The sequence below is a fragment of the Chromobacterium aquaticum genome (assembly GCF_021129195.1).
GTDB lineage: Bacteria > Pseudomonadota > Gammaproteobacteria > Burkholderiales > Chromobacteriaceae > Chromobacterium > Chromobacterium aquaticum.
Window position 1 is genome coordinate 59,032 of record NZ_JAJOHW010000053.1, and the last position, 21,329, is coordinate 80,360.

Here is a 21,329-nt window from a genome sequence, read left to right on the forward strand (position 1 = left end):
CACGTTGATTTCGAGCCCGCCCTCCGCGGGCTCATTTTTTTTCACTGCCGCCACCGCTCCCCATCTCCACACCCACGCCAAAATCCTTATTGCATAAGGAATATAGGCGATAGATGCTTTTTTACAACACTTCACCCCCATTCACATAATTCATATTTTCTTCATTTTGTTCATCGGCTTAGCAAGACTTTTCCATGTAAAACCACACATAGAAAGCAACATTTGGTTGTTGATTTGCAACACGCCATTTACCGAAAAGTTGCATTTAAACAACTTAGCCAATAGCATTTGCTCACATTCCTAAACCCAAATAAAAGGATGACTTGACCATGAAAAAGAGTCTGATCGCCCTGCTGGTAGCTACTCTGCCGGCCGCAGCTTTCGCTGACGTTACCATCTACGGCAAAATCAAAGGCGGCGTAGAGTACGTTGACAACGGTTCCACCAAGCAAACCAACATCGACGACCTCGGTTCCCGTATTGGTTTCAAAGGCAAAGAAGACCTGGGCAACGGTCTGAAGGCTATCTGGCAAGTTGAAACCGGCTTCGCTGTTGATGGCAGCGGCAAAGTGAACAGCGACGGCACTTCCAGCAGCAGCAGCGGCACTTTTGCCAACCGCAACTCCTTCATCGGCCTGCAAAGCGATCTGGGTACCCTGCGTCTGGGTAACGTGTCCAACTTCCTGGACAGCGACATGGGCATCGTAGACCCGTGGGAATACAAGAGCGATGCTCTGGGTCTGGGCGTGTTCACCCGCGACGGCACCCGTCTGAAGAACTCCGTGCGCTACGATCTGCCGAGCATTGCTGGCTTCAGCGCCGCTCTGCAATACGGCACCAAAGAAGACAAGACCAACACCCTGGTAAACGGTCAATCCGTCAACCAGAATCGTGAAACCGCGATCGTTGGCCTGGGCTACGAAAACAGCGGCTTCTTCGGCAAATATGCTTACATCCATGAAAGCAAAGCAGCTTCCTCCGCTGCAATTTCCGGTGTAGCACTGAACAACACCGCTAACGACAAGCATCGTCTGGAAGTTGGCTACAACGCCAACAACCTGCTGGTTGCCTTCGGCTACCAGCAACAAAAAGGCGGCGTGGACATCGTTGGCTGGAGCAAGTACGTAACTCCTGGCTTCACTGCTCCGACTCCGGGCTCCTATGACGCTAACGGTAAAGTGAAGACTCGTGAATACGCACTGACCGCTGCTTACACCCTGGGCGCGTTCACCCCGAAATTCACCTACGCTCATGGCGACAAGGTTGAAGCTGCTGGCGTGAAAATCGACGACTCTGGCTACAACCAGTACGTACTGGGTGTTGACTACGCGATCTCCAAGCGCACCACCTTCGGCGCGCAATACGGTGTATTCGACGTTAAAGGCGGCGTGAACAACGCCAACAAGGATCTGAAGGCTCTCGGCCTGAACATGATCCACGCATTCTAATTTGTCGGTTCGACGCAAGAACCCACGAACATGAATGAGAAAAAGGCCCGCGCAAGCGGGCCTTTTTCATTGCGGTAAGCTGCGACCAACATCAGGCTTTTCAATCCCGCCCTATTCCTCAGATCTCCCGACAATAGCTCATGCACTGGCAGTGCCAGACCGTGACTAGCGCGCCCCACCCTTCCCACTAGACATCGACGCCCCATTCACCCATCGTCATTAACACCTGCTCCGCCGCACGCGGCCATAAAAAAAGAGCAAGCCTCGCGCTTGCCCTTTGCCGATACCCTTAGAACCTATTCAAAGTCTGCTGCGCTTCGGCGATACGGCGTTGAAAACAAGCTCAAAATACTCATGTACCACGAGTACATTCCGCTTTTTCACTCGTTTTCGCCTTGTCTCGCCCTTGCTCGCGAGACTTTGAACAGGCTCTTACAGAGTCAATCAGGCTGGAACCGCCTCGAACGCCCAGGTGTCCTCCTGCCGAAACTCCGCCCAACATTCGCCGTTCGGCCTGGCCTGCTGGCCAAAGGCGCGCAAGCGCAGATCGCCATGTTGCAACAGGTATTCCCAGCGGTCGCCCAGATACATCGACGCGATCAATCGCGCCGGCAGGCTGTTGCCGCCGGGCTCGTCCTGCACCCGTAGCCGCTCCAGCCGAATCACCGCCTGCGCCGCTTGTCCCACTTGCAGCGTCTGGCGCGCAGTGGCGCGCAACTGCCAGCCCTCGCCTTGCAAGGTGACGCTATCGCCATCCCGGGCAGCCACCTTGGCTTGCAGCGTATTATTGGCGCCCATGAATTGCGCGGTATAAAGGGAGGCCGGCGCCGAATACAGCTCGGTCGGGCTGCCCGCCTGCTCGATGCGGCCGTTCTTCAGCAGCAGGATCTGGTCCGACATCGCCATCGCCTCGCCCTGATCGTGGGTGACGCACAGCGCCGACAAGTTCAACGACACGATCAGCTCGCGCAGCCAGGCACGCGCCTCTTCGCGCAGCTTGGCGTCCAGATTGGACAGCGGCTCATCCAGCAGAATCACCGGCGGGTTGTACACCAGCGCGCGGGCAATCGCCACGCGCTGCTGCTGGCCGCCCGACAGCTGATGCGGATAGCGCTCGGCCAGGTGGCCGAGCCCGAGCTTGTCCAGGATCTGCCGCACCCGCGCCGCGATGTCCGCCGCAGGGGTTTTACGCAGCTTCAAGCCATAGCCGACGTTCTGCGCCACGGTGCGATGCGGCCATAGCGCATAGGACTGGAACACCAGGCCCAAGGAGCGCTGCTCCACCGCCAGATTGCAGCCGGCCGCGCCGTCGTACAGCGGGCGGCCATCCAACAGGATGCGACCCGCGGATGGCTGCTCCAGCCCGGCGATGGCGCGCAGCAAGGTGGTCTTGCCGCTGCCGGAAGCGCCGAGCAGGGACACCACCTGGCCGGCGGCCAGGTCGAAGGACACCCCTTGCAGGATGGGGTTGTGGTCGTAATTCAGATGCAGATCGCGCACGCTCAATTTAGTCATGCAGTTTCACTCCCAGACGCAAGGCCAGCGCCAAGCCGGCGCCCACCATCAGAATATTGATCACAGACAGGGCCGCCACCTGGTCCACCGCGCCGGTGGCCCACAGGGATACCAACAAGGAACCGATCACCTCGGTGCCGGGCGACAGCAAATACACCGCGGTCGAATACTCCCGCTCGAAAATCATGAAGATCAGCAGCCAGCTGGACAGCAGGCCGAAACGGATCAAGGGCAGGGTCACGTCCAGGCTGGCGCGGCGCTGTGACGCGCCGGCGCTGCGCGCCGCTTCCTCCAGCTCCGGCCCCACTTGCAGCAAAGCGCTCTGCACCAGCCGCATGCCATAGGCCAGCCAGACCACGGTATAGGCCAGCCAGATCGACAACATGCTGTTCTTGGCGCCCTGCAGGCCGGGCACGAACAGAAACACCCACAGGAAGGCCAGGCCGGCCAGGATGCCTGGCACCGCGCGCGGCAGCAGCACCAGGTAATCCAGCACGCGCGCGCCCCAGTCATTGCGACGATGGCCGGCGAAACCGACCAGGGTGTAAAAACCGACCGCCAGCGCGCCGCCGATGATGCCGACGCCCAGGGTGTTGACGATGGCGCGGACGATATTGTCCTCCTCGAACACCAGCGCGTAGTGATCCAGCGTCAGCGTCTCCAGCAAGGACACGCCCTCGCCCCAGTGGCTGACCACCGAACGCAGCGCGATGCCGGTAATCGGCACCACCACGGTGAGGAACAGCCACAGCAGCACGATGGCCAGCGCCACATAGCGCCACGGCCCCAGCGACAGCGGATGCTGACGTCCGGCCTTGCCCTTGAGGGCAACGAAACGCTGGGCGCTGCGCAACAGCCGGCGCTGCAGCAGGACCAGCGGGAAAGTGATGGCGATCAGGCAGACCGCCACCGCCGCCATCAGGTGATAGGACGGAATCCCCAGCTTATTGGTCAGCTTGTACAGATAGGTGGCCAGCACCAGATGCCCTTCCGGGTCGCCCAGCACCAACGGCAGGCCGAACACCTCGAAACCGAGAAACACCACCAGCACGCCGGAGAACAGCATCGCCGGCATCACCATCGGCAGGCTGACGTCGCGCGCCACGCGGAAGGGGCTGGCGCCGGCCACGCGCGCGGCCTCTTCCACGTCCGAGCCCAGATTGCGCAGCGCCGCCGACGCGTATAAATAGACATGCGGCACATGGGTCAGCCCCGCCACCACCGCGATACTGGCCAAGGAATAGATATTCCACGGTAGCTCTTCCACGCCGAACCACTGTTTGAACCACAGCGAATAAAACCCCACTGGTCCCGCCGCCACCACATAGCCGAAGGCCAGCACCATAGGCGACACGAATACCGGCGTCAGCAGCAAGGGCTCCAGCCAGCGTCGCCCCGGCAGATCGGTGCGCGCCATCAAGAAGGCCAGCACTCCGCCCAGCGGAATCGCGATCAAGGCCATGCCGGCGGCGATCACCAGCGAATTGCCGAGCGCGGACCAAAAATCGGGGTCGGTGAACACGAAACGGTAGGCGGCCAGGCCCATGTTCTTGTCCGCCATGAAGAAGGGCTGATCCAGCAGGCTCTGGTACACCACCAAAGACAGCGGCGCCAACACCAGCATCGCCAATACGCCCATGACCAGCCAACGGCTGATCGCGCTCCAGCGCGGAGCCCCGCCGCGCGCGGCGGCGGGGCTCGCGGCGGTCGCCGTGAGCTTTACAGAAGAATCCATGCTTGCTCCCAGGCCTGACGCGCAGGCCTTTGCGCCGTCCGCGCCGGGCGGACGGCTGATGAAGGAATCGGGAAGGCCGGCTCAGAGCCTGTTCAAAGTCTGCTACGCGTCGGCGATACGGCGTTGAACAGGCTCTCAGGAAACGGTTGACGCTCCGCCGCGCGCGGGAAAAAGTCCGCACAGAGACGCATCGTCAACCGCGTCAAACGGCCGGCTAAACCATGCGGCGGCGCGCTATTTCTTCAGCGCCTGCTGCCACTGACGCATGAAGTCCAGGCGCTTGGCCTGGTCCAGATAGACCAACAGGCCAGTGCCCACCTGGATAGGCTTGGCGCTACCGCCCAATTGCTGATTCAAGGCGGTAATCGACGCCGCGCCGCTGACATCGCTGCGCAGGGAGAACAGCTCGGACTGGTTGGCCAGCACGGTCTGGCCGCGCTTGGACAATAGATAGTCCAACCACAGCCGCGCCGCGCTGGGATTGCGCGCTTTCTTGGACACGATGGCCAGACGGCTGACCACCTGGGTGTAGTCCTTGGGATAGACATAGCCGATGGCCGGATCCTTCTTGGCCTTGGCGTAGGCATAGGAGCCGAGGATGTTGTAGCCGATCAGGTTCTCGCCCGAGGAAATCCGTTCCATCATCGCGCCGGTGGAGGTTTGCAGCTTGACGCCGCTGGCGCCCAGCGCGCGCGCCAGTTCCCAGGTACCGGCGCTATTGTGGCGAGCGTCCTGGGTCAGAAAATTGAAACCGACGCCGGATTTCTCGATATCGTAACTGGTGACCTTGCCCTTGAAGCGGGCCGGATTGGCCTTGAGGATGCGCACCAGGTCGGCGCGCGTCTGCGGAATCTCCGCCGGCTTCAACAAGCGCTTGTTGTAGACGATGGCCACCGGTTCGTAAGTGGTGCCATAGGCTTGCTGCTGATAATGCGCCCAGGACGGCAGATTCGGCGTCTCCGGCGAGGCGTAACTGGCGGCATAACCATCATTGACGAACTTCACCTGCAAATCCATCGCCGAGCTCCATACCACATCGGCGCTGGCGCTGTTGGCGGCGTTCTCGCTGATGAAGCGGTTATAGATCTCGGTGCTGTTCATATCGTGGTACTCCACCTTGACGCCGGGATACAAGGCCTGAAAGTCCTTGATCAAGGGTCGCGCGGCGGCGCTGTCGGTGGCCGAATACACCACCACCTTGCCCTCCTTGGCCGCGGCGTCCACCAACTGCTGATAACTGGCCGGATACCCGGCGGGCACGGCCGCCCAGGCGGCGGCGGAACCCAGCGCGCAGCACAGCGCGGACAAGCTTCTGACTCTATTCATGGTGTTGCTCCTTGGTAGCTGAAGATGTTGTGCACATCTTTCGACGGCGACGCTCTATTGGCTTCGCTTGCCCAGCCATGATATTAGAGTGAAGCTTTCAATCCGCTTTCAATGAGCCAACCATGCGCCTGCTTTTGGTGGAAGACAATCCGGCCTTGTCGGAATCGCTAGCCCAGGCCCTGCGCCAGGCCGGCTTCGCCGTGGACTGCATGCTCAACGGCAGCGACGCCGACCATGTGCTGCGCACCCAGGATTACGCGCTGGCCATCCTGGACCTGGACCTGCCCAAGCTGGACGGCTGGGAGGTGCTGCGCCGGCTGCGCGGCCGCAAGCAGGCGCTGCCGGTACTGATCCTGACCGCGCACGGCTCGGTGGAAGAAAGGGTTCGCGGCCTGGATCTGGGCGCCGACGATTACCTGGCCAAGCCTTTCGATCTCAATGAGCTGGAAGCGCGGGTGCGCGCGCTGATCCGCCGCAGTCACGGCCGCGAAAGCCCGTTGCTGCAACTGGGCCCGCTCAGCTACGACAGCATCGGCCGCCAGTTCCAATTGCATGGCGACACGCTGCGGCTGACGCCGCGCGAGCACGCGGTGCTGGAGGTGCTGATGCTGCAGGGCGGCAAGGCGATAGGCAAGACCCAGCTATCGGAAAAGATCTTCGGCCTGGATGAATCCGGCAGCGCCGAGGCCATTGAAATCTACGTGCACCGCTTGCGCAAGAAACTGGCGGAGCAGCCGGTCTCCATCGTCACCTTGCGTGGGCTGGGCTATCTATTGACCACGCCGTAAATGCGCAAACTTCTTTCCCGCCTCAAGCCCGCCAGCCTGCGCAAGCAGCTATTGCTGGGGCTGTCGATACCGCTGCTGCTGATGCTGGCGCTGGACGGCTGGATGACTTATGACCGTGCCTTGCAGGCGGCCAATACCGCCTTCGACCGCATGCTGCTCAGCTCCGGCCGCGCCATTGCCGATGGCGTCGCCGCCCATGGCGGCGCCATCAGCGTGGACATCCCCTATTTCGCCTTGCAGATGTTCGAATCCAACGCCTCCGGCAAGGTGTTCTATCGGGTCAGCCGCGACGATGGCGCGGTGCTGACCGGCTATGAGGACCTGCCCCTGCCGCCACCGCGCCGCCGCGCCGAAATCCGCTACCAGCCGGACTACTCAGACATCGGCTATCACGGCGACACGCTGCGGCTGCTGACCCTGCGCCAATCGGTGCGCGACATGGTCACGCTGCAAAGCCGCGACGTCTGGATCCAGGTGGCGGAAACGCCGGAATCGCGCCAGCAACTGGCACGCACCCTGTTGCTGGGCGCGTTGGCGCAGGAGGCGCTGCTCGGCGCCATCATGCTGGTCATCGTGCTGCTGGCGGTCGGCCACAGCCTGCGGCCGCTGCGCCGCTTGTCGCGCAAGGTGGGCGCGCGCAAGGACACCGACCTCAGCCCGCTGCCCAGCAGCGAACTACCCACCGAACTGACTCCGCTGGTGGACGCGCTGAATCAGCAAGGGGTGCGCTGGCACAAGCTGCAGGCGGCACGGCGCCGTTTCATCGACGATGCCGCCCATCAATTGAAAACGCCGCTGGCGGTGATGCGAACCCAGGCGGAACTGGCCCAGCGTCAAGCATCCGAAGCCGCCTTGCGGCAGCAATTGGACAAACTGCTGGCCTCGCTGGACAGCGCCAGCCATGGCGTACAGCAATTGCTGCAACTGGCGCGGGTGGAGCCCGACAACGGCCAGGCGATCGCCTTGACCGAAATGGATCTGGCCGCGTGGCTACGGGAATGGGCGCTGGAACAAGCCGCTTGGGCTCATGGCCAAGGCGCGGACCTGGGCTACGAAGGCGAGGAAACGGTGGAAATACGCGGACATGCCGGCTTGCTGCGGGAGGCGTTGGGCAATCTGCTGGACAATGCCATCCGCTACCACCCGGTCGCCGGCGCCGCCCGCATCACCCTGGCCGCCGGCGCGCTGCCGGCGCCGTGGCTGCGCATAGACGACAACGGCCCCGGCATTGCCGATGCGGAACGGGACAAGGTATGGCAGCGCTTTTATCGCATCGCCGGCGCCGCCAGCAACGGCAGCGGGCTTGGATTGGCCATCGTCAGGGAAATCGCCCACCGCCACGGAGCGACGGTGGAGTTGAGCCGCAACGCCGGTGGTGGCCTCAGCGTCAAGCTGCAGTTTCCGCCAGCAGGCATGGGATAGACTTCGAGCCCGTGTTACGGGCTCGCGAGCGAAGACGAAAACCGCCGAGAAAGCGCGATGCCCATATGGCGCATCTGTGTTTCGAAGCGGTTTTTAACGCCGAACCATCGTCTTAGAACGGCAATTGGTATAAGGGATTGCGGCTGTCGGCGCCTTCGGCGCGGATGCGTTCCAGCTCGCTGCGCAAGGCGGTCTGCAGCCACTGCTCGCGCATCTTGTCGCCTTCGGGATGCTCGTTCAGCATCCGGTACAGCGCCATGCCATGGAAGGTTGTCATCATGGTCAGCAAGGTGGCGAAGAAGCCAGTGGAGATCGCGTAGCGCGGAAACAGCGATGCCATCAGGGCGACGAAGCGATCGCGGAAGTAGTTGCTGGAACTGGCCAGGAAGATTTCCCGCAGATCCGCGGTGGTGCGGGCCGCCATCAGCAGCTCCATCAACACAATGTGGCGCGGTGACAGCACCAGGGCCTTCATCAGCGCGACGATCCGTTCCTCTTCCGGCATCGTGCTGGGCATTTCCGCCGCCAGCTTGAGCCCGGCTTCGAAAATATCGTCGACCACCTTGCGCCCCACCGGCAGCATCAGTTCGTTCTTGGTGGCGAAATGGCGGAACAATGCCCCCTGGGAGACGCCGGCCCGGCTGCAGATCAGTTGCACGCTGGTGCCGTGATAACCAAACTCCAGCAGACACTCGATGGCCGCCTCCACCAGTTTTCCGATGGTGGACTCCCTACGACTTTGTTGTGTTCGTCTAGTTTGCATTATATTCTTATGTCATGTTTATCCCAACCAAGCTTTGATGATACGCGAAACTGTAGTCATAAGCGAGGGCGAGCACACGCTAAATAGGCCAGTGAGTAGTTTCAACTAGGGATAAGCGGGACAAGCTTGATCTTTTTAAGAATATTTCCTAATTACCCTTAAGAAGAGATCATTAATATTAAAATATCCATTATTAAATTGCGCATTTTCAGCGCTTTGGAACATTTTAGCTGGAGGGCTGTCACGCTCGCCGCGGCGCGCGGACGCCAACCTAGCGGCGTGGCGTTCGCGCAACGCTGGCCCGGCAAGGCGGAGAGCCCGCCATAATCAAGCAGGGAAAGGATTGTCGCAACCCGGACCATGGCCGGATGACCGTGAAAAAGCCCGTTTCAAGCCAGGCCCGCACAGGCTGCGCCGCTGGCGCAAACGACAAGACATGCATGAACAAGATAACAAGCAACTACTAAAGTAATACCACCCTTAGCTAGCAGCTAGTCTCTAAACGAAAAAACAAATAAGCGAAAACAACATTTCAAGAAAAATAAGCTGGCGGCTTTGCGAAATCGTTAAAATAATCACGATTAAGTTCACATACGAACATTAACCCAAAACAAACGCGCCTAAGCTGACAAAAACTGACGGCCCGCCGCCATGACGGGCCCGCAACGTATCAGTTCAAATGCGCGCGACCAAAATCCACCCGGCCAAACGGGCTAACCGCGTAACCGCTCAAACTCTTGCTCGCCAGCGCATAAGCGGTGGGATGCGCCAGCGGCAGCCACAGCGCCTGCTCTTGAATCAGCTTCTGCGCCGCCAGATACAATTTGGCGCGTTGCGCGAAATCGCTGCTTTTCTTGCCATCGCTAATCAGCTTGTCCAGCTTGGCATCGCAGTAACGCGCGAAATTGGTACCGGACTGCACCGCGGAGCAGGAAAACTGCGGGGTCAGGAAATTGTCCGGATCGCCGTTGTCGCCGGCCCAGCCCATGAACAATAGCTCATGTTCGCCGGCCTTCGCGCGCTTGATCAGTTCGCCCCACTCAATCACCTTGATCTGCACCTTGACGCCGATCTTGGCCAGATCGGACTGCAACAATTCGGCGCCGGCCTTGGGATTGGGGTTCAGCGTGCTGCCGCTGGGGCGCACCCATACCGTGGTTTCGAAGCCATCGGGGTAGCCTGCCTGGGCCAGCAGCTTCTTGGCGCGCGCCGGGTCGTAGGCATAAGGCTTCTCGCCCTTGTTATAGCTCCAGGTATTGGGCGGATACGGCAAGTCCGCCGCGATGGCGGTGTTGTCGAACACCGTTTTCAGATAGCTGTTCTTGTCGAAGGCCAGATTGAGCGCCTGGCGCACCAGCGGGCTGTTCAACGGCTTTTTCTGGCTATTGAAGGCGACGAAGGCGGTCATGAAGGCCGGGGTCTGCAATACCTGCAATTTGGGATCGGCCTTGGCCGTCTGCACGTCCTGCGGCTTGGGCGACAAGGCCAGCTGACATTCGCCGGCTCTCAGCTTCTGCGCCCGCACCGCGGCGTCCGGCGTGATCGCGTAGATCAGCGCGCCGACCCTGGGCTTGGCGCCCCAATAGCCGGCATTCGGCGCATAGCGCACCACCGCGTCCTTCTGAAAGCCGCGGAACACGAAGGGGCCGGTGCCTATCGGCTTGCTGTTCAAATCCGCCTGGCGGCCGGCCGCCAGCAACTGGCCAGCGTACTCCGCCGAATAGATGGACGCGAAGCCCATGGTCAGGCTGGACAGGAAGGTGGCTTCCGGATAGTTGAGCTCGAAGCGCACGGTACTGGCGTCAACCTTCTGCACCGCCTTGATCAATTTGGGAAACTGCATGGCCTGCGCGTGCGGGTAGCCATTTGGCGCGGTCTTGTACCAGGCATGGCCGGGATTCAGCATGCGCTCGAAGGTGAATACCACATCGTCGGCGTTCAGCTTGCGGCCGGGCTTGAAATAATCGGTGGCGTGAAACGCCACGTTCGGACGCAGTTTGAATGTGTAACTGAGGCCGTCGTCGCTGACTTGCCAGCTTGCGGCCAATCCCGGCACCACTTTACGGCCGATGGCATCGTATTCCACCAGCCGGTTCATCAACACGTCCGCCGAGGCGTTGGTGGTGACCAGGGAATTGTATTGCACCACGTCGAAGCCTTCCGGATTGGCGTCGGTGCATACCGTCAATGGACGGGCGGCCAGCGCCAGGGTAGGCGCCAAGCACAGCGCCAGCAGCATCATTTGCTTGTTCATCACTATTTCCTTATCTAACAACCATTGCCTCTGCGGAATCTGCAAGGAAGGTTAAGCGAATAAGCGAAAAAAACAAACCATCGATTATGCATATTCATATTCACGGCGCGGCCAAGGAAGGAATTTGAGCCCGGCGCAAATTGCCGCTACAGTCAAAGCGGACAGCCAGAACACGAAGCGTACCGCCATGACACGTCGCCACTGCCTGCTAAGCCTGTTTATCGCCAGCCTCGTCGCCATGCCATTGCGGGCGGCGCCTGGCCCTATGCTGGAAATCCTGACCGAGGACGACCCGCCGCTGACCTTTGAGCAGGACGGCAAGCCGGGCGGCCTGGTGGTCGAAGTGGTGCAAGGCATACAGCGCCGCGTCGGCAACCACGACCCCATCGCGGTGGTGCCATGGGCGCGCGGCTACCGCCAGGCGCAGCAGCAGCCGAATACCGTGCTGTTCAACACCAATCGCACACCGGAGCGAGAGCGCCTGTTCAAATGGGTGGGCCCGGTGACGGAAACCCTGGGTTGTCTGTTTGTGCGGCGCGACAGCAATATCAAGCTGCAAACGCTGGACGACGCCCGCAAGCTGCCGCAGATCATGGTGGTGCGCGACTGGTATCTGCAACAGCTGCTGGCCGCGCAGAATTTTGCCAATCTGAGCACCGTGGCCACGCCGGACCAATTGCTGACCATGCTGATGCGCAAGCGCGCCGATGTCATCGTCAGCGAGAACACCACCCTGCCCCACCAACTCAGACAACAGGGTTTCGATCCCGCCCAGGTGCGCAAGGCGCTGACCTTTTCCCATACTTACGGCTATATCGCTTTTTCGCGCCAGACGCCGGACGCGGTGGTCAAGGCCTGGCAGCAGGCACTGGACGAGATGAAGCGAGACGGCAGCTTCGCCGCGCTGTACCGGCGCTGGCTGCCGGGCGAGCCGGTGCCCGGCCTCAGTCCGGCAGCGCCCTGATCACTCGAAACGGCCGCGCCACCACGCCACCAGTTGCGCCGGCGGCAGCGACGGCGAGTACAGATAGCCTTGGCCGCTGTGACAGCCACGCGCCAGCAGCAGTTCATGCTGGGATTCGGTCTCCACTCCCTCGGCCAGCACTTGCAGGCCCAGGCTTTCCGCCATCGACACGATGGCGGCCACCATGGCCAGATCGCGCTCGTCGCTATCCAGCCGCATGATGAAGCTGCGGTCTATCTTCAACTCATCGATGGGCAAGCGCTTCAGATAGGACAGCGAAGAGAAGCCGGTGCCAAAGTCGTCGACACTGACATGAAAGCCCATGCGCTTGAGCGCCGGCAGCGTCTTCATCGCGCTGTCCACATCCATCAGCGTGCCCTCGGTGATTTCCAGGCATAGCTGTTCCGGTCCCGCGCCGCACTCCGCGATGATGGCGCTAAGCCGCGCCACCGAGTCCGGCAGACAGAAAAAACGCGCCGACAGATTGACGCTGATGCGCCAGGGCGGCAATCCGCTGTTGCGCCAGGCCACGACTTGGCGGCAGACGCTGCGGAATACGTATTCGTCGATATCGATGATCAGGCCGGTTTTCTCGGCAATGCCGATGAAATGGGCCGGCGACTGCTTGCGGCCCTCGAACTCCCAGCGCAGCAATGCCTCCACCCCCAGCATGTCCTGACCGCGCAAGGTCAGCTGCGGCTGGTACTCCAGCCGCAGTTCGCCGCGCTGCAGCGCCTGCCGCAGCCCGGTTTCGGTCTGCAACCGCTGCCGCACTCCGTCCGCCATATCGGCTGCGAAGAAACAAAAGCCGTTCTTGCCGCCATACTTGGCCCGGTACATCGCCATATCGGCGTAGCGCATCAAGCCTTCCGGGGAGTCCGCGTCGGCCGGATAGCTGCTGATGCCGATGCTGGCGGACAGGAAGTAGCGATGGTCGCCTTCCTGATACGGCGCCGACAAGGTTTCCAGCACCCGCTCGGCCAGGCCGGCGGCGGTGGCGTCGTCGGCCTCTTCGGCCAGCACCACGAACTCGTCGCCACCGATGCGGAACAGCGGATCGCCGCCGCGCATGCAGGCGCGCAAGCGCTCGGCGACGATGCGCAGCAATTGGTCGCCGACCTCGTGCCCCAGGTTGTCGTTGATGAAACGGAAATCGTCCAGATCCACCAGCAACAGGTAGAGTCGGCGCTGCAAGCGCTGATGGCGCGCCAGGCTCAGATGCAGGCGCTCATTCAATTGCACCCGGTTCGGCAACTGGGTCAGGCTGTCGTGCTTGGCCAGAAACTCGATATTGAGCTGCGTGCGTTTGAGCGCGGAAATGTCGCGGGCAAAACCCATCGCGCGCCGCGGGCTGCCGTCGGCGTCCCGCCACAGGCTGGCGCTGACCTGTACCCAGGCATGACCGCCATCCGGCAAGGACACCCGAAACTGACATTCGTGATGGTTCTCGCCCTGGCGCGCCGGCAACGCCAGCCAGCGCTGGCGCAACTCCTCCAGATCTTCGGGATGGATCTGCCGCAGCAAATTGTCCAGGCAGCCATGACGGTAGTCGTCCGCCTCCCCGAACATCCGCCCCACCGGCCCTTCCTCCTGCAGCGCGCCATCGTCCAGGTCCAGCTCCCAGGCGATCTGCTCCGCCGCGTACAACGCCTGCTTCAAGCGCAGCGCCGAACGGCGGCGCTCGCCAATCAGCCGCCCCACCCGCGCCAGCAATTCGCCCACCGAGAACGGCTTGTACAAGAACTCCTGCACGCTGCTTTGCAGCATCTGCAGCCGCAAGGCATCGTCAGCGCGCGCCGACAACATCACCACCGGAATATCCTCGGTCTGCCAGTTGCCGCGCAGCGCGGCCACCAGCGCTTCGCCGCCCATGCCCGGCATCATCAGATCGCTGATGATCAAGTCCGGCTGCTCGCTCAGCGCCAGTTGCATCCCCCTTCTTCCTTCCGGCGCGGTCAGCACCCGGTAATGCCGACCCAAGGCGCCGGCGATGAAGGCGCTCATATCGACATTGTCCTCCACCAGCAATACCAGCGGCTGCGCGCCGTTGTCCGGCAGCGGCAGCACCGCGCTTTGCGGCGTGCCGCTCAGGGGCAGCACGCCGCCGGCCAGCAGATCGTCCAGCTTCAGATCCTCCGGCGCCACCTCCACCCCCGCCGGCGCCGTCAAGGGCAGTTCCAGGCGGAACAAGGCACCACCGCCCTCCGCGGCGTTCAAGCGCACTTCGCCGTGATGCAGCTCGACAAACTCCTTAACGATGGCGAGGCCAAGACCGGTGCCGCCATGGCGGCTGTAATCGCCGTCCTCCACTTGCACGAAACGCTCGAACACCTTGTCGCGCATCTCGGCCGGCACGCCGGGGCCGGTATCCTGCACCGTGATCCACGCTTGCTGCCGCCTCGGTTCTAGCGCAATGCGGATTCGGCCGCCGTCCGGCGTGAATTTGAACGCATTGGACAGCAGGTTCAGCAGCACGCGCTGCAGCTTGATCGCGTCCGCCTGCGCCGGCAGCACCGCCGGCGCCTCTACTTGGTAAACGATGTCGCGATCGCTGGCCAGGGAGTCGAAATAAGAAGCGACATGGCGCACCAGTTCGGCCAGGTTCAGTTGTACATAGCGCAGCCGCAGCTCCCCGGCATCCAGCTTGGCCACGTCGAGCAAGTCGTTGACCTGCTGCAGCAGCAAGCGCGCCTGACGCTGGATCAGCGATAGATTGGGAGTGTCGCCCGGTTCCGCCTGCCCGGACAGAAAGCGTTCGACCTGGCCCAGGATCAGCGTCAGCGGCGTGCGCAATTCGTGGCTGACATTGGCGAAAAAGCGGGTTTTCATCTGGTCCAGCTCACGCATCTGCTGATTCAGCCGGGCCAGCTCGCTGTTGGACTCCTTCAGATTGGTGTTGGCTCGGGCGATCAGCGCATGCTGATTCACCATTTCAGCCTCCAGCGCCGCAGCATTGTTCTGCAGCTCTTCTCCCGCCAGCTCCGCCTGCGCTTGCAGGCCGCGCAGCCGCACAAACTCGCTGACATCCTGCACGCTGTGCATGATGCAGGCCACGCTGCCGTCGGCACGCTTCACCGGCCAGTTCGTCGGGCTCCAATAACGCTCTTCAAAACTGCCATCCTCCCTGGGAATATCGTATTTCTGCATTGCCATGCTGTCTTCCTGCCCGGTCGCCAACACGCGTTGCAGGGAAATGCGCAGATTGCGCGAGCCTTCGCCTTCCGGTTCGTCGGGGTTGACCGGGAAGATATCGAACAGATTGCGCCCAAGAATGGACTCGCGCCGGGTCAACGTCGTCTGCAGATAGACGTCGCTGGCGGCTAGCACGTTGAAATCGAGGTCCAGCACCAAATACAGGCTGGGCGCCTGTTCGAACAGCATCTGAAAATCCGGGGCGGCAATCGCAGCCTGCGCATTCAACGCCAACGCAGCCTCCTTTTGATCGGTTTCGCGGAGCACGGGCAGCGACGCTGCCATCATATCGCTCCATTAAATATGATAGCCGTATATCCGCTCAACTCCAGCGCTGACACCATACTGCAACGCGCAAAAAAACCCCGGCCATGGCCGGGGTTGCGCGTAAGGGCTGTGCTGATCAGGCGTAGCTGTCAGTCGACGGGCAGCTGCACACCAGATTACGGTCGCCATAAACGTCATCGATGCGATTGACGCTGGGCCAGAACTTGTTTTCCAGCACATAGGGCAGCGGGAATAGGCCGGTTTCACGGCTATACGGACGCTCCCAGTCGCCAGCGATATCGGCCTTGCTGTGCGGCGCATTGCACAGCGGATTATTGTCCGCCGGCCACGCGCCATTCTGCACTTGCTCGATTTCCTGACGGATGGCCGCCATCGCCGCGATGAAGCGGTCCAGTTCCGCCTTGGGCTCGGACTCGGTCGGCTCTATCATCAGCGTGCCCGGCACCGGGAAGCTCATCGTCGGCGCGTGGAAACCGTAGTCCATCAATCGCTTGGCCACGTCCACCTCGGTCACGCCGCTGGCGGCCTTGAGCGGGCGCAGATCGATGATGCATTCGTGAGCGACGCGGCCATTGGCGCCGGTGTACAGCACCGGGAAATGCTCGGATAGCCGAGTCGCCACGTAGTTGGCGGACAGCAAGGCGTTCTCGGTGGCCTGCTTCATGCCTTCCGCGCCCATCATCGCGATGTACATATAGGAGATCGGCAGAATGGACGCGGAGCCGAACGGCGCGGCCGACACCGCGGTCTGGCCCGGCTGAGCAGTGGGCACCGACGCCACCACGTGGTTGGCGATGAACGGAGCCAGATGCGCTTTCAGACCGATGGGCCCCATGCCCGGACCGCCGCCGCCATGCGGGATGCAGAAGGTCTTGTGCAGGTTCATGTGCGACACGTCGGCGCCGATATCGGCCGGACGGCACAGGCCCACCTGGGCGTTGAGGTTGGCGCCGTCCATATACACCTGGCCGCCGTGCTGATGGATGATCTCGCAGATTTCGCGGATAGGCTGCTCGAACACGCCATGGGTGGACGGGTAGGTGATCATCAGCGCCGCCAGCTGTGCCGAATGCTGCTCGGCCTTGGCCTTCAGATCGGCGACATCGACGTTGCCGGCCTCGTCGCAATCCACCACCACCACCTGCATATTCATCATCTGCGCAGTGGCCGGATTGGTGCCGTGGGCGGAGCGCGGAATCAGGCAGATATTGCGCTGGCTGTCGCCGCGCAACTCATGATAACGGCTGATCGCCAGCAGGCCTGCGTATTCGCCCTGGGCTCCGGAGTTGGGCTGCATCGAAATGATGTCGAAACCGGTGATCGCGCGCAGCTGCGTTTCCAGGCCGGCTATCATTTCCAGATAACCCACCGTCTGTTCGCGCGGCGCGAACGGATGCATATTGGCAAATTCCGGCCAGGTGATCGGGATCATTTCGCTGGTGGCGTTCAGCTTCATGGTGCAGCTGCCCAGCGAGATCATCGAGTGATTCATCGCCAGGTCGCGGCTTTCCAGCTTCTTCATATAGCGCAGCATCTCGTGCTCGCTATGGTGGGTGTTGAACACCGGGTGGCTCATGAAGGCGGATTCGCGCTTCAGCCCGGCCGGGATCGCATCGGCCGCCGCGGCGTCGAGCGTGGCGATGTCGGCGCTCTTGCCGGTGAACAGCTCGATCAGGCGAGCCAGGTCGGCCTCGCTGGCCGCCTCGTGGAAGGCGACGCCCAGCACATTGCCGCCGATGCGGCGCAGATTGTAGCCGGCGGCCAGCGCCGCCTGATACACGGCATCGGCCTTGGGCAGTTCAACCTGCACCGTGTCGAAGAAGCGGTCGAACACCAGCTTGCCGCCGGCGGTCTTGACCGCGTGCGCGAAGATGGCTGCCAAGCGGTGGATGCGGGCGGCGATGCGCTTGACGCCCTCCGGACCGTGATACACCGCGTACATGCCGGCGATATTGGCCAGCAGCACCTGGCTGGTGCAGATATTGGAGTTGGCCTTCTCGCGGCGGATATGTTGCTCTCGAGTCTGCAGCGCCATGCGCAGCGCGGTCTTGCCCTTGGCGTCCACCGACACGCCGATGATGCGGCCCGGCGCCGAGCGCTTCATCTCGTCCTTGAACGCGAAGTAGGCGGCGTGCGGGCCGCCGAAGCCCATGGGCACGCCAAAACGCTGGGTATTGCCGATGGCCACGTCCGCGCCCATCTCGCCCGGCGATTTCAACGCCACCAGCGCCATGATGTCGGCTGCCACCACTGCCACCGCGCCCTTGGCCTTGACCGCGGCGATATGCGGGGTCAGATCGATAAGATCGCCGGCTTCGCCCGGATATTGGAACAGCGCGCCGAAGTATTCACCGTTGCCGGCCTCCTCCGGATGGCCAAGCACCAGCTCGAAACCGAAGTACTTGGCGCGGGTCCGCATCACATCCAGGGTTTGCGGCAGCACCCGGCTGTCGACGAAGAACTGGCCGGACTTGGCCTTGGACACGCGGCGCGCCATCGCCATCGCCTCGGCGGCGGCGGTGGCCTCGTCCAGCAAGGAGGCGTTGGCCAGCTCCAGGCCGGTCAGGTCTATCGCCATTTGCTGGAAGTTCAGCAGCGCTTCCAGGCGCCCCTGGGCGATCTCGGCCTGGTACGGGGTGTAAGCGGTGTACCAGCCCGGGTTTTCCAGCAGATTGCGCAGGATCACCGTCGGGGTCAGCACCGGGTAATAGCCCTGGCCGATGAAGGATTTGTTGACCACGTTCTTGGCGGCGACAACCTTCAGCGCGGCCAGCGCCTCGGCTTCCGGCATCGGATCCGGCAGCTCCAGCTTGCGGTTCAGTCGAATGTCGGCCGGCAGCGTCTGCGCCACCAGTTCGTCGATGGACGCGACGCCGACCACGGCCATCATCTCGCTGCGTTCGGCATCGGACGGGCCAATGTGGCGAGCGAGGAATTCCTTGCGATTGAAAAGTTCGGAGAGCGACATAAATCAAGCCTTCTGTCTTGGCCGCGCGCACCGCGCCTGAATGGCGCGGCGGCAACGGGACGCAAGCGGTGAAACCATGAAAAAACCCCGCGTCGCGCGGCGACTGCGGGGCTTGCTGCGGCTATCAGGCGCCGATTTCCTTGGAGTAGGCCGCTGCATCCATCAGCGCGTCCAGATCCGCCGGATTGGCCGGCTTGATCTTGAAGAACCAGCCGGCGCCGTAGGGCTCGCTATTGGCCAGTTCCGGTTCGGCTTCCAGCTCTTCGTTGATGGCCAGCACCTCGCCGGCAACCGGACAGTAGATATCGGAAGCGGCCTTCACCGATTCCACCACGCCGGCCTGCTCTTCCTTGGCGAGCTTGGCGCCCACTTTCGGCAGTTCGACGAAAACGATGTCGCCCAGCAGTTCTTGCGCGTGCTCGGTAATGCCCACGGTCACGGAGCCGTCGGCTTCCAGACGCAGCCATTCGTGGCTTTCAACATATTTGAGTTCGGCGGGGATATTGCTCATGAGTGTCTCCAATCAAATCCGTGTCAACGATATTCGTCGGCCGCTGCGCGGCCAGCCCGGCCTGTCGGCTCAGGCGAAAACTTTCTTGCCATTGCGCACGAACGGCATTTTGACGACGCGCACCTCGGTCAGCGTGCCGCGCAGGTCCACCAGCGCCTTGTCGCCGATGCCGGCCGGCACCCGCGCGATGGCGATCGAATGCTTGAGGGTGGGCGAGAAAGTGCCGCTGGTGATCACGCCTTCACCGACGCCTTCCACCACCACTTTCAGGCCTTCGCGCAACACGCCGCGCCCCTCCAGCACCAGGCCGACCTGCTTGCTCTGCACGCCGGCCGCCTTCTGCGCTTCCAGCGCCTTGCGGCCGATGAAGTCGCGCTCGGCCGGCTCCCAGGCGATGGTCCAAGCCATGCCGGCTTCCAGCGGGGAAACGGTTTCATCCATATCGTGGCCGTAGAGATTCATGCCGGCCTCCAGGCGCAGGGTGTCGCGCGCGCCCAGACCTATCGGCGCCACGCCGGCAGCTTGCAGTTGCTGGAAGAAGGCCGCGGCTTCGTCACCTGGCAGCATCACTTCCAGGCCGTCTTCGCCGGTGTAGCCGGTGCGGGCATAGAACCAGTCGCCGACGGGCTGACCCTGGAACGGTTTCAAAGCTTGGATGACGGCGGCCAGCTCGGGCTTGACCGCGCAGACCTTGGCGATCGCCTGCGGGCCTTGCACCGCCAGGATGGCCAGGTCGCGACGCGGCTTGATCTCTACATTGAAGTCGCCCTTGTGGCGCGCCATCCAGGCCAGGTCCTTGTCGGTGGTGCCGGCGTTGATCACCATGCGGTATCCATAGGAGGTCAGGTAGACGATCAGGTCGTCGACCACGGTGCCTTCGGGAGTGAGCATGCCGGAATACAGAGCCTTGCCCTCGAAGCCGAGCTTGGCCACATCGTTGGCGATCAAGCGCTGCAGCCAGGCCTTGGCGTCCGGGCCGCTGATGTCCAGCACCGTCATGTGGGACACGTCGAACATGCCGGCGTCGCTGCGCACGATCTCGTGCTCTTTGAGCTGGGAGCCGTAGTGAATGGGCATTTCCCAGCCGGCGAAGTCGACGATCTTGGCGCCAGCGGCGACATGGGCATCAAATAGGGGGGTGCGTTTCAGGGCCGTCATCGGTGCATCCTTAGCAAAAGCGTGTAGTGTTGCTCTATTCCCTACACCCCTCTGTCCCTGCACCTGAGATTTTCCGGCCTTGCGGCCGTTAGCCCCTTCGGTGGGCATCCGTTGGATGCCGCTCTCCAGATTCGGCAAGCTGGCTGCGGCCAGCTCGATGATGCAGTCCTTTTGCCTGAGCGATTGCGGGTGCGCTTGCGCCTTCGGCGGTGGCGCGGCGGCCACTCTCTCCTGCATGACGTGCCAGATTATGGTTGCTGTGCCAGGGCTTGGCAAGCCGTGTTTATCTTCAGCTTAAACAAGGACTTGAAATGTTCTTAATCGCAAAACACTGAACATCAATAGCTTCGTTTCATACCGGTTTCGAACATATTATTTTCATTATTGATCACAAAATCGACAGCGCCACCATGAAACTCGCGCAGGACGTAAGATGACATCCATCTTATCGAACCAACACCGCTACCTGGAATGGAAAGGAAACCACGATGCGAAAACTGATCAACGACCCACGTCAGGTGGCGCGGGAAATGCTGGAAGGCCTGGCCGACACTCTGCCCGGCCTGGCGCTGCTGGAGGAAGAAAACGTGCTGCTGCGGGCGGACTTCCCGATCGGCGGCCTGCGCGACAAGGTGGCGCTCATTTCCGGCGGCGGCAGCGGCCATGAGCCGGCTCACGCCGGCTATATCGGCCACGGCATGCTGGACGCCGCCGCAGTGGGCGATGTGTTCACCTCGCCCAGCGTCGACACCGTGCTGGCGGCGATCCGCGCCGTCGCCGGCCCCAAGGGCGTGCTGCTGATCATCAAGAACTACACCGGCGATCGGCTCAACTTCGGCCTGGCGGCGGAGCTGGCCCGCGCCGAGGGCATCGCGGTGGACAGCGTGGTGGTGGCCGATGACGTGGCGCTGCGCGACACGGTGGAACCGGCGCGCCGACGCGGCATCGCCGGCACGGTGCTGGTGCACAAGATCGCCGGCGCGGCGGCCGCCTCCGG

At 62.1% G+C, this 21,329-nt stretch carries 14 protein-coding genes and 2 riboswitches; of the genes, 5 read left to right on the plus strand and 9 right to left on the minus strand.

Going from position 1 to position 21,329, the window contains the following annotated elements:
* Window positions 1-329 precede the first annotated feature (329 nt).
* Window positions 330-1,448, plus strand: a complete 1,119-nt coding sequence (locus tag LQT98_RS08795) for a porin (protein WP_231461976.1) — start codon at window positions 330-332, stop codon at window positions 1,446-1,448.
* 444 nt (window positions 1,449-1,892) lie between these two features.
* Here LQT98_RS08795 and LQT98_RS08800 read toward each other — a convergent pair whose 3' ends face one another.
* From LQT98_RS08800 to LQT98_RS08810, 3 genes are all read right to left on the minus strand, one after another.
* Complete coding sequence (locus tag LQT98_RS08800; protein ID WP_231461977.1) at window positions 1,893-2,963, minus strand: ABC transporter ATP-binding protein; 1,071 nt, start codon at window positions 2,961-2,963, stop codon at window positions 1,893-1,895.
* On the minus strand, window positions 2,956-4,698 hold the full coding sequence (locus LQT98_RS08805; RefSeq protein WP_231461978.1) for an ABC transporter permease: 1,743 nt from the start codon (window positions 4,696-4,698) through the stop codon (window positions 2,956-2,958). The genes LQT98_RS08800 and LQT98_RS08805 overlap by 8 nt, the downstream gene beginning before the upstream one ends.
* Before the next feature lie 234 nt (window positions 4,699-4,932).
* Window positions 4,933-6,024 (minus strand): ABC transporter substrate-binding protein, encoded by a 1,092-nt coding sequence (locus tag LQT98_RS08810; protein WP_048410546.1) that lies wholly within the window; start codon window positions 6,022-6,024, stop codon window positions 4,933-4,935.
* Between the two features lie 122 nt (window positions 6,025-6,146).
* Here LQT98_RS08810 and LQT98_RS08815 point away from each other — a divergent pair, with 122 nt between their 5' ends.
* On the plus strand, window positions 6,147-6,812 hold the full coding sequence (locus tag LQT98_RS08815) for a response regulator (RefSeq protein ID WP_048410545.1): 666 nt from the start codon (window positions 6,147-6,149) through the stop codon (window positions 6,810-6,812).
* Window positions 6,813-8,234: a sensor histidine kinase gene (locus LQT98_RS08820; RefSeq protein ID WP_231461979.1), complete on the plus strand. Its 1,422-nt coding sequence runs from the start codon at window positions 6,813-6,815 to the stop codon at window positions 8,232-8,234.
* A 112-nt stretch (window positions 8,235-8,346) separates the two neighbouring features.
* On the opposite strand, the gene LQT98_RS08825 is transcribed toward LQT98_RS08820, so the two are convergent.
* Window positions 8,347-8,943 carry a TetR/AcrR family transcriptional regulator gene (locus LQT98_RS08825; RefSeq protein ID WP_053074441.1) on the minus strand — a complete coding sequence of 199 codons (597 nt, stop codon included), beginning with the start codon at window positions 8,941-8,943 and terminating at the stop codon, window positions 8,347-8,349.
* 724 nt (window positions 8,944-9,667) lie between these two features.
* On the minus strand, window positions 9,668-11,251 hold the full coding sequence (locus LQT98_RS08830; protein WP_231461980.1) for an ABC transporter substrate-binding protein: 1,584 nt from the start codon (window positions 11,249-11,251) through the stop codon (window positions 9,668-9,670).
* Window positions 11,252-11,438: 187 nt separating this feature from the next.
* Between LQT98_RS08830 and LQT98_RS08835 the strand changes: the two genes are divergently transcribed.
* Complete coding sequence (locus LQT98_RS08835; protein ID WP_231461981.1) at window positions 11,439-12,215, plus strand: substrate-binding periplasmic protein; 777 nt, start codon at window positions 11,439-11,441, stop codon at window positions 12,213-12,215.
* On the opposite strand, the gene LQT98_RS08840 is transcribed toward LQT98_RS08835, so the two are convergent.
* From LQT98_RS08840 to gcvT, 4 genes are all read right to left on the minus strand, one after another.
* Window positions 12,216-15,641 carry an EAL domain-containing protein gene (locus LQT98_RS08840; RefSeq protein WP_231461982.1) on the minus strand — a complete coding sequence of 1,142 codons (3,426 nt, stop codon included), beginning with the start codon at window positions 15,639-15,641 and terminating at the stop codon, window positions 12,216-12,218. It lies immediately after the preceding gene.
* Window positions 15,642-15,810: 169 nt separating this feature from the next.
* Window positions 15,811-18,663 carry an aminomethyl-transferring glycine dehydrogenase gene (gcvP, locus tag LQT98_RS08845; RefSeq protein WP_231461983.1) on the minus strand — a complete coding sequence of 951 codons (2,853 nt, stop codon included), beginning with the start codon at window positions 18,661-18,663 and terminating at the stop codon, window positions 15,811-15,813.
* 124 nt (window positions 18,664-18,787) lie between these two features.
* Window positions 18,788-19,174, minus strand: a complete 387-nt coding sequence (gene gcvH / locus LQT98_RS08850) for a glycine cleavage system protein GcvH (RefSeq protein ID WP_048410540.1) — start codon at window positions 19,172-19,174, stop codon at window positions 18,788-18,790.
* Between the two features lie 69 nt (window positions 19,175-19,243).
* Window positions 19,244-20,332: a glycine cleavage system aminomethyltransferase GcvT gene (gene gcvT, locus LQT98_RS08855; RefSeq protein WP_048410539.1), complete on the minus strand. Its 1,089-nt coding sequence runs from the start codon at window positions 20,330-20,332 to the stop codon at window positions 19,244-19,246.
* 41 nt (window positions 20,333-20,373) lie between these two features.
* Window positions 20,374-20,471, minus strand: a riboswitch (glycine riboswitch).
* Window positions 20,472-20,485: 14 nt separating this feature from the next.
* Window positions 20,486-20,576, minus strand: a riboswitch (glycine riboswitch).
* A 244-nt stretch (window positions 20,577-20,820) separates the two neighbouring features.
* Here gcvT and LQT98_RS08860 point away from each other — a divergent pair.
* On the plus strand, window positions 20,821-21,329 hold a 509-nt coding region (locus tag LQT98_RS08860), incomplete at its 3' end, for a dihydroxyacetone kinase subunit DhaK (protein ID WP_231461984.1).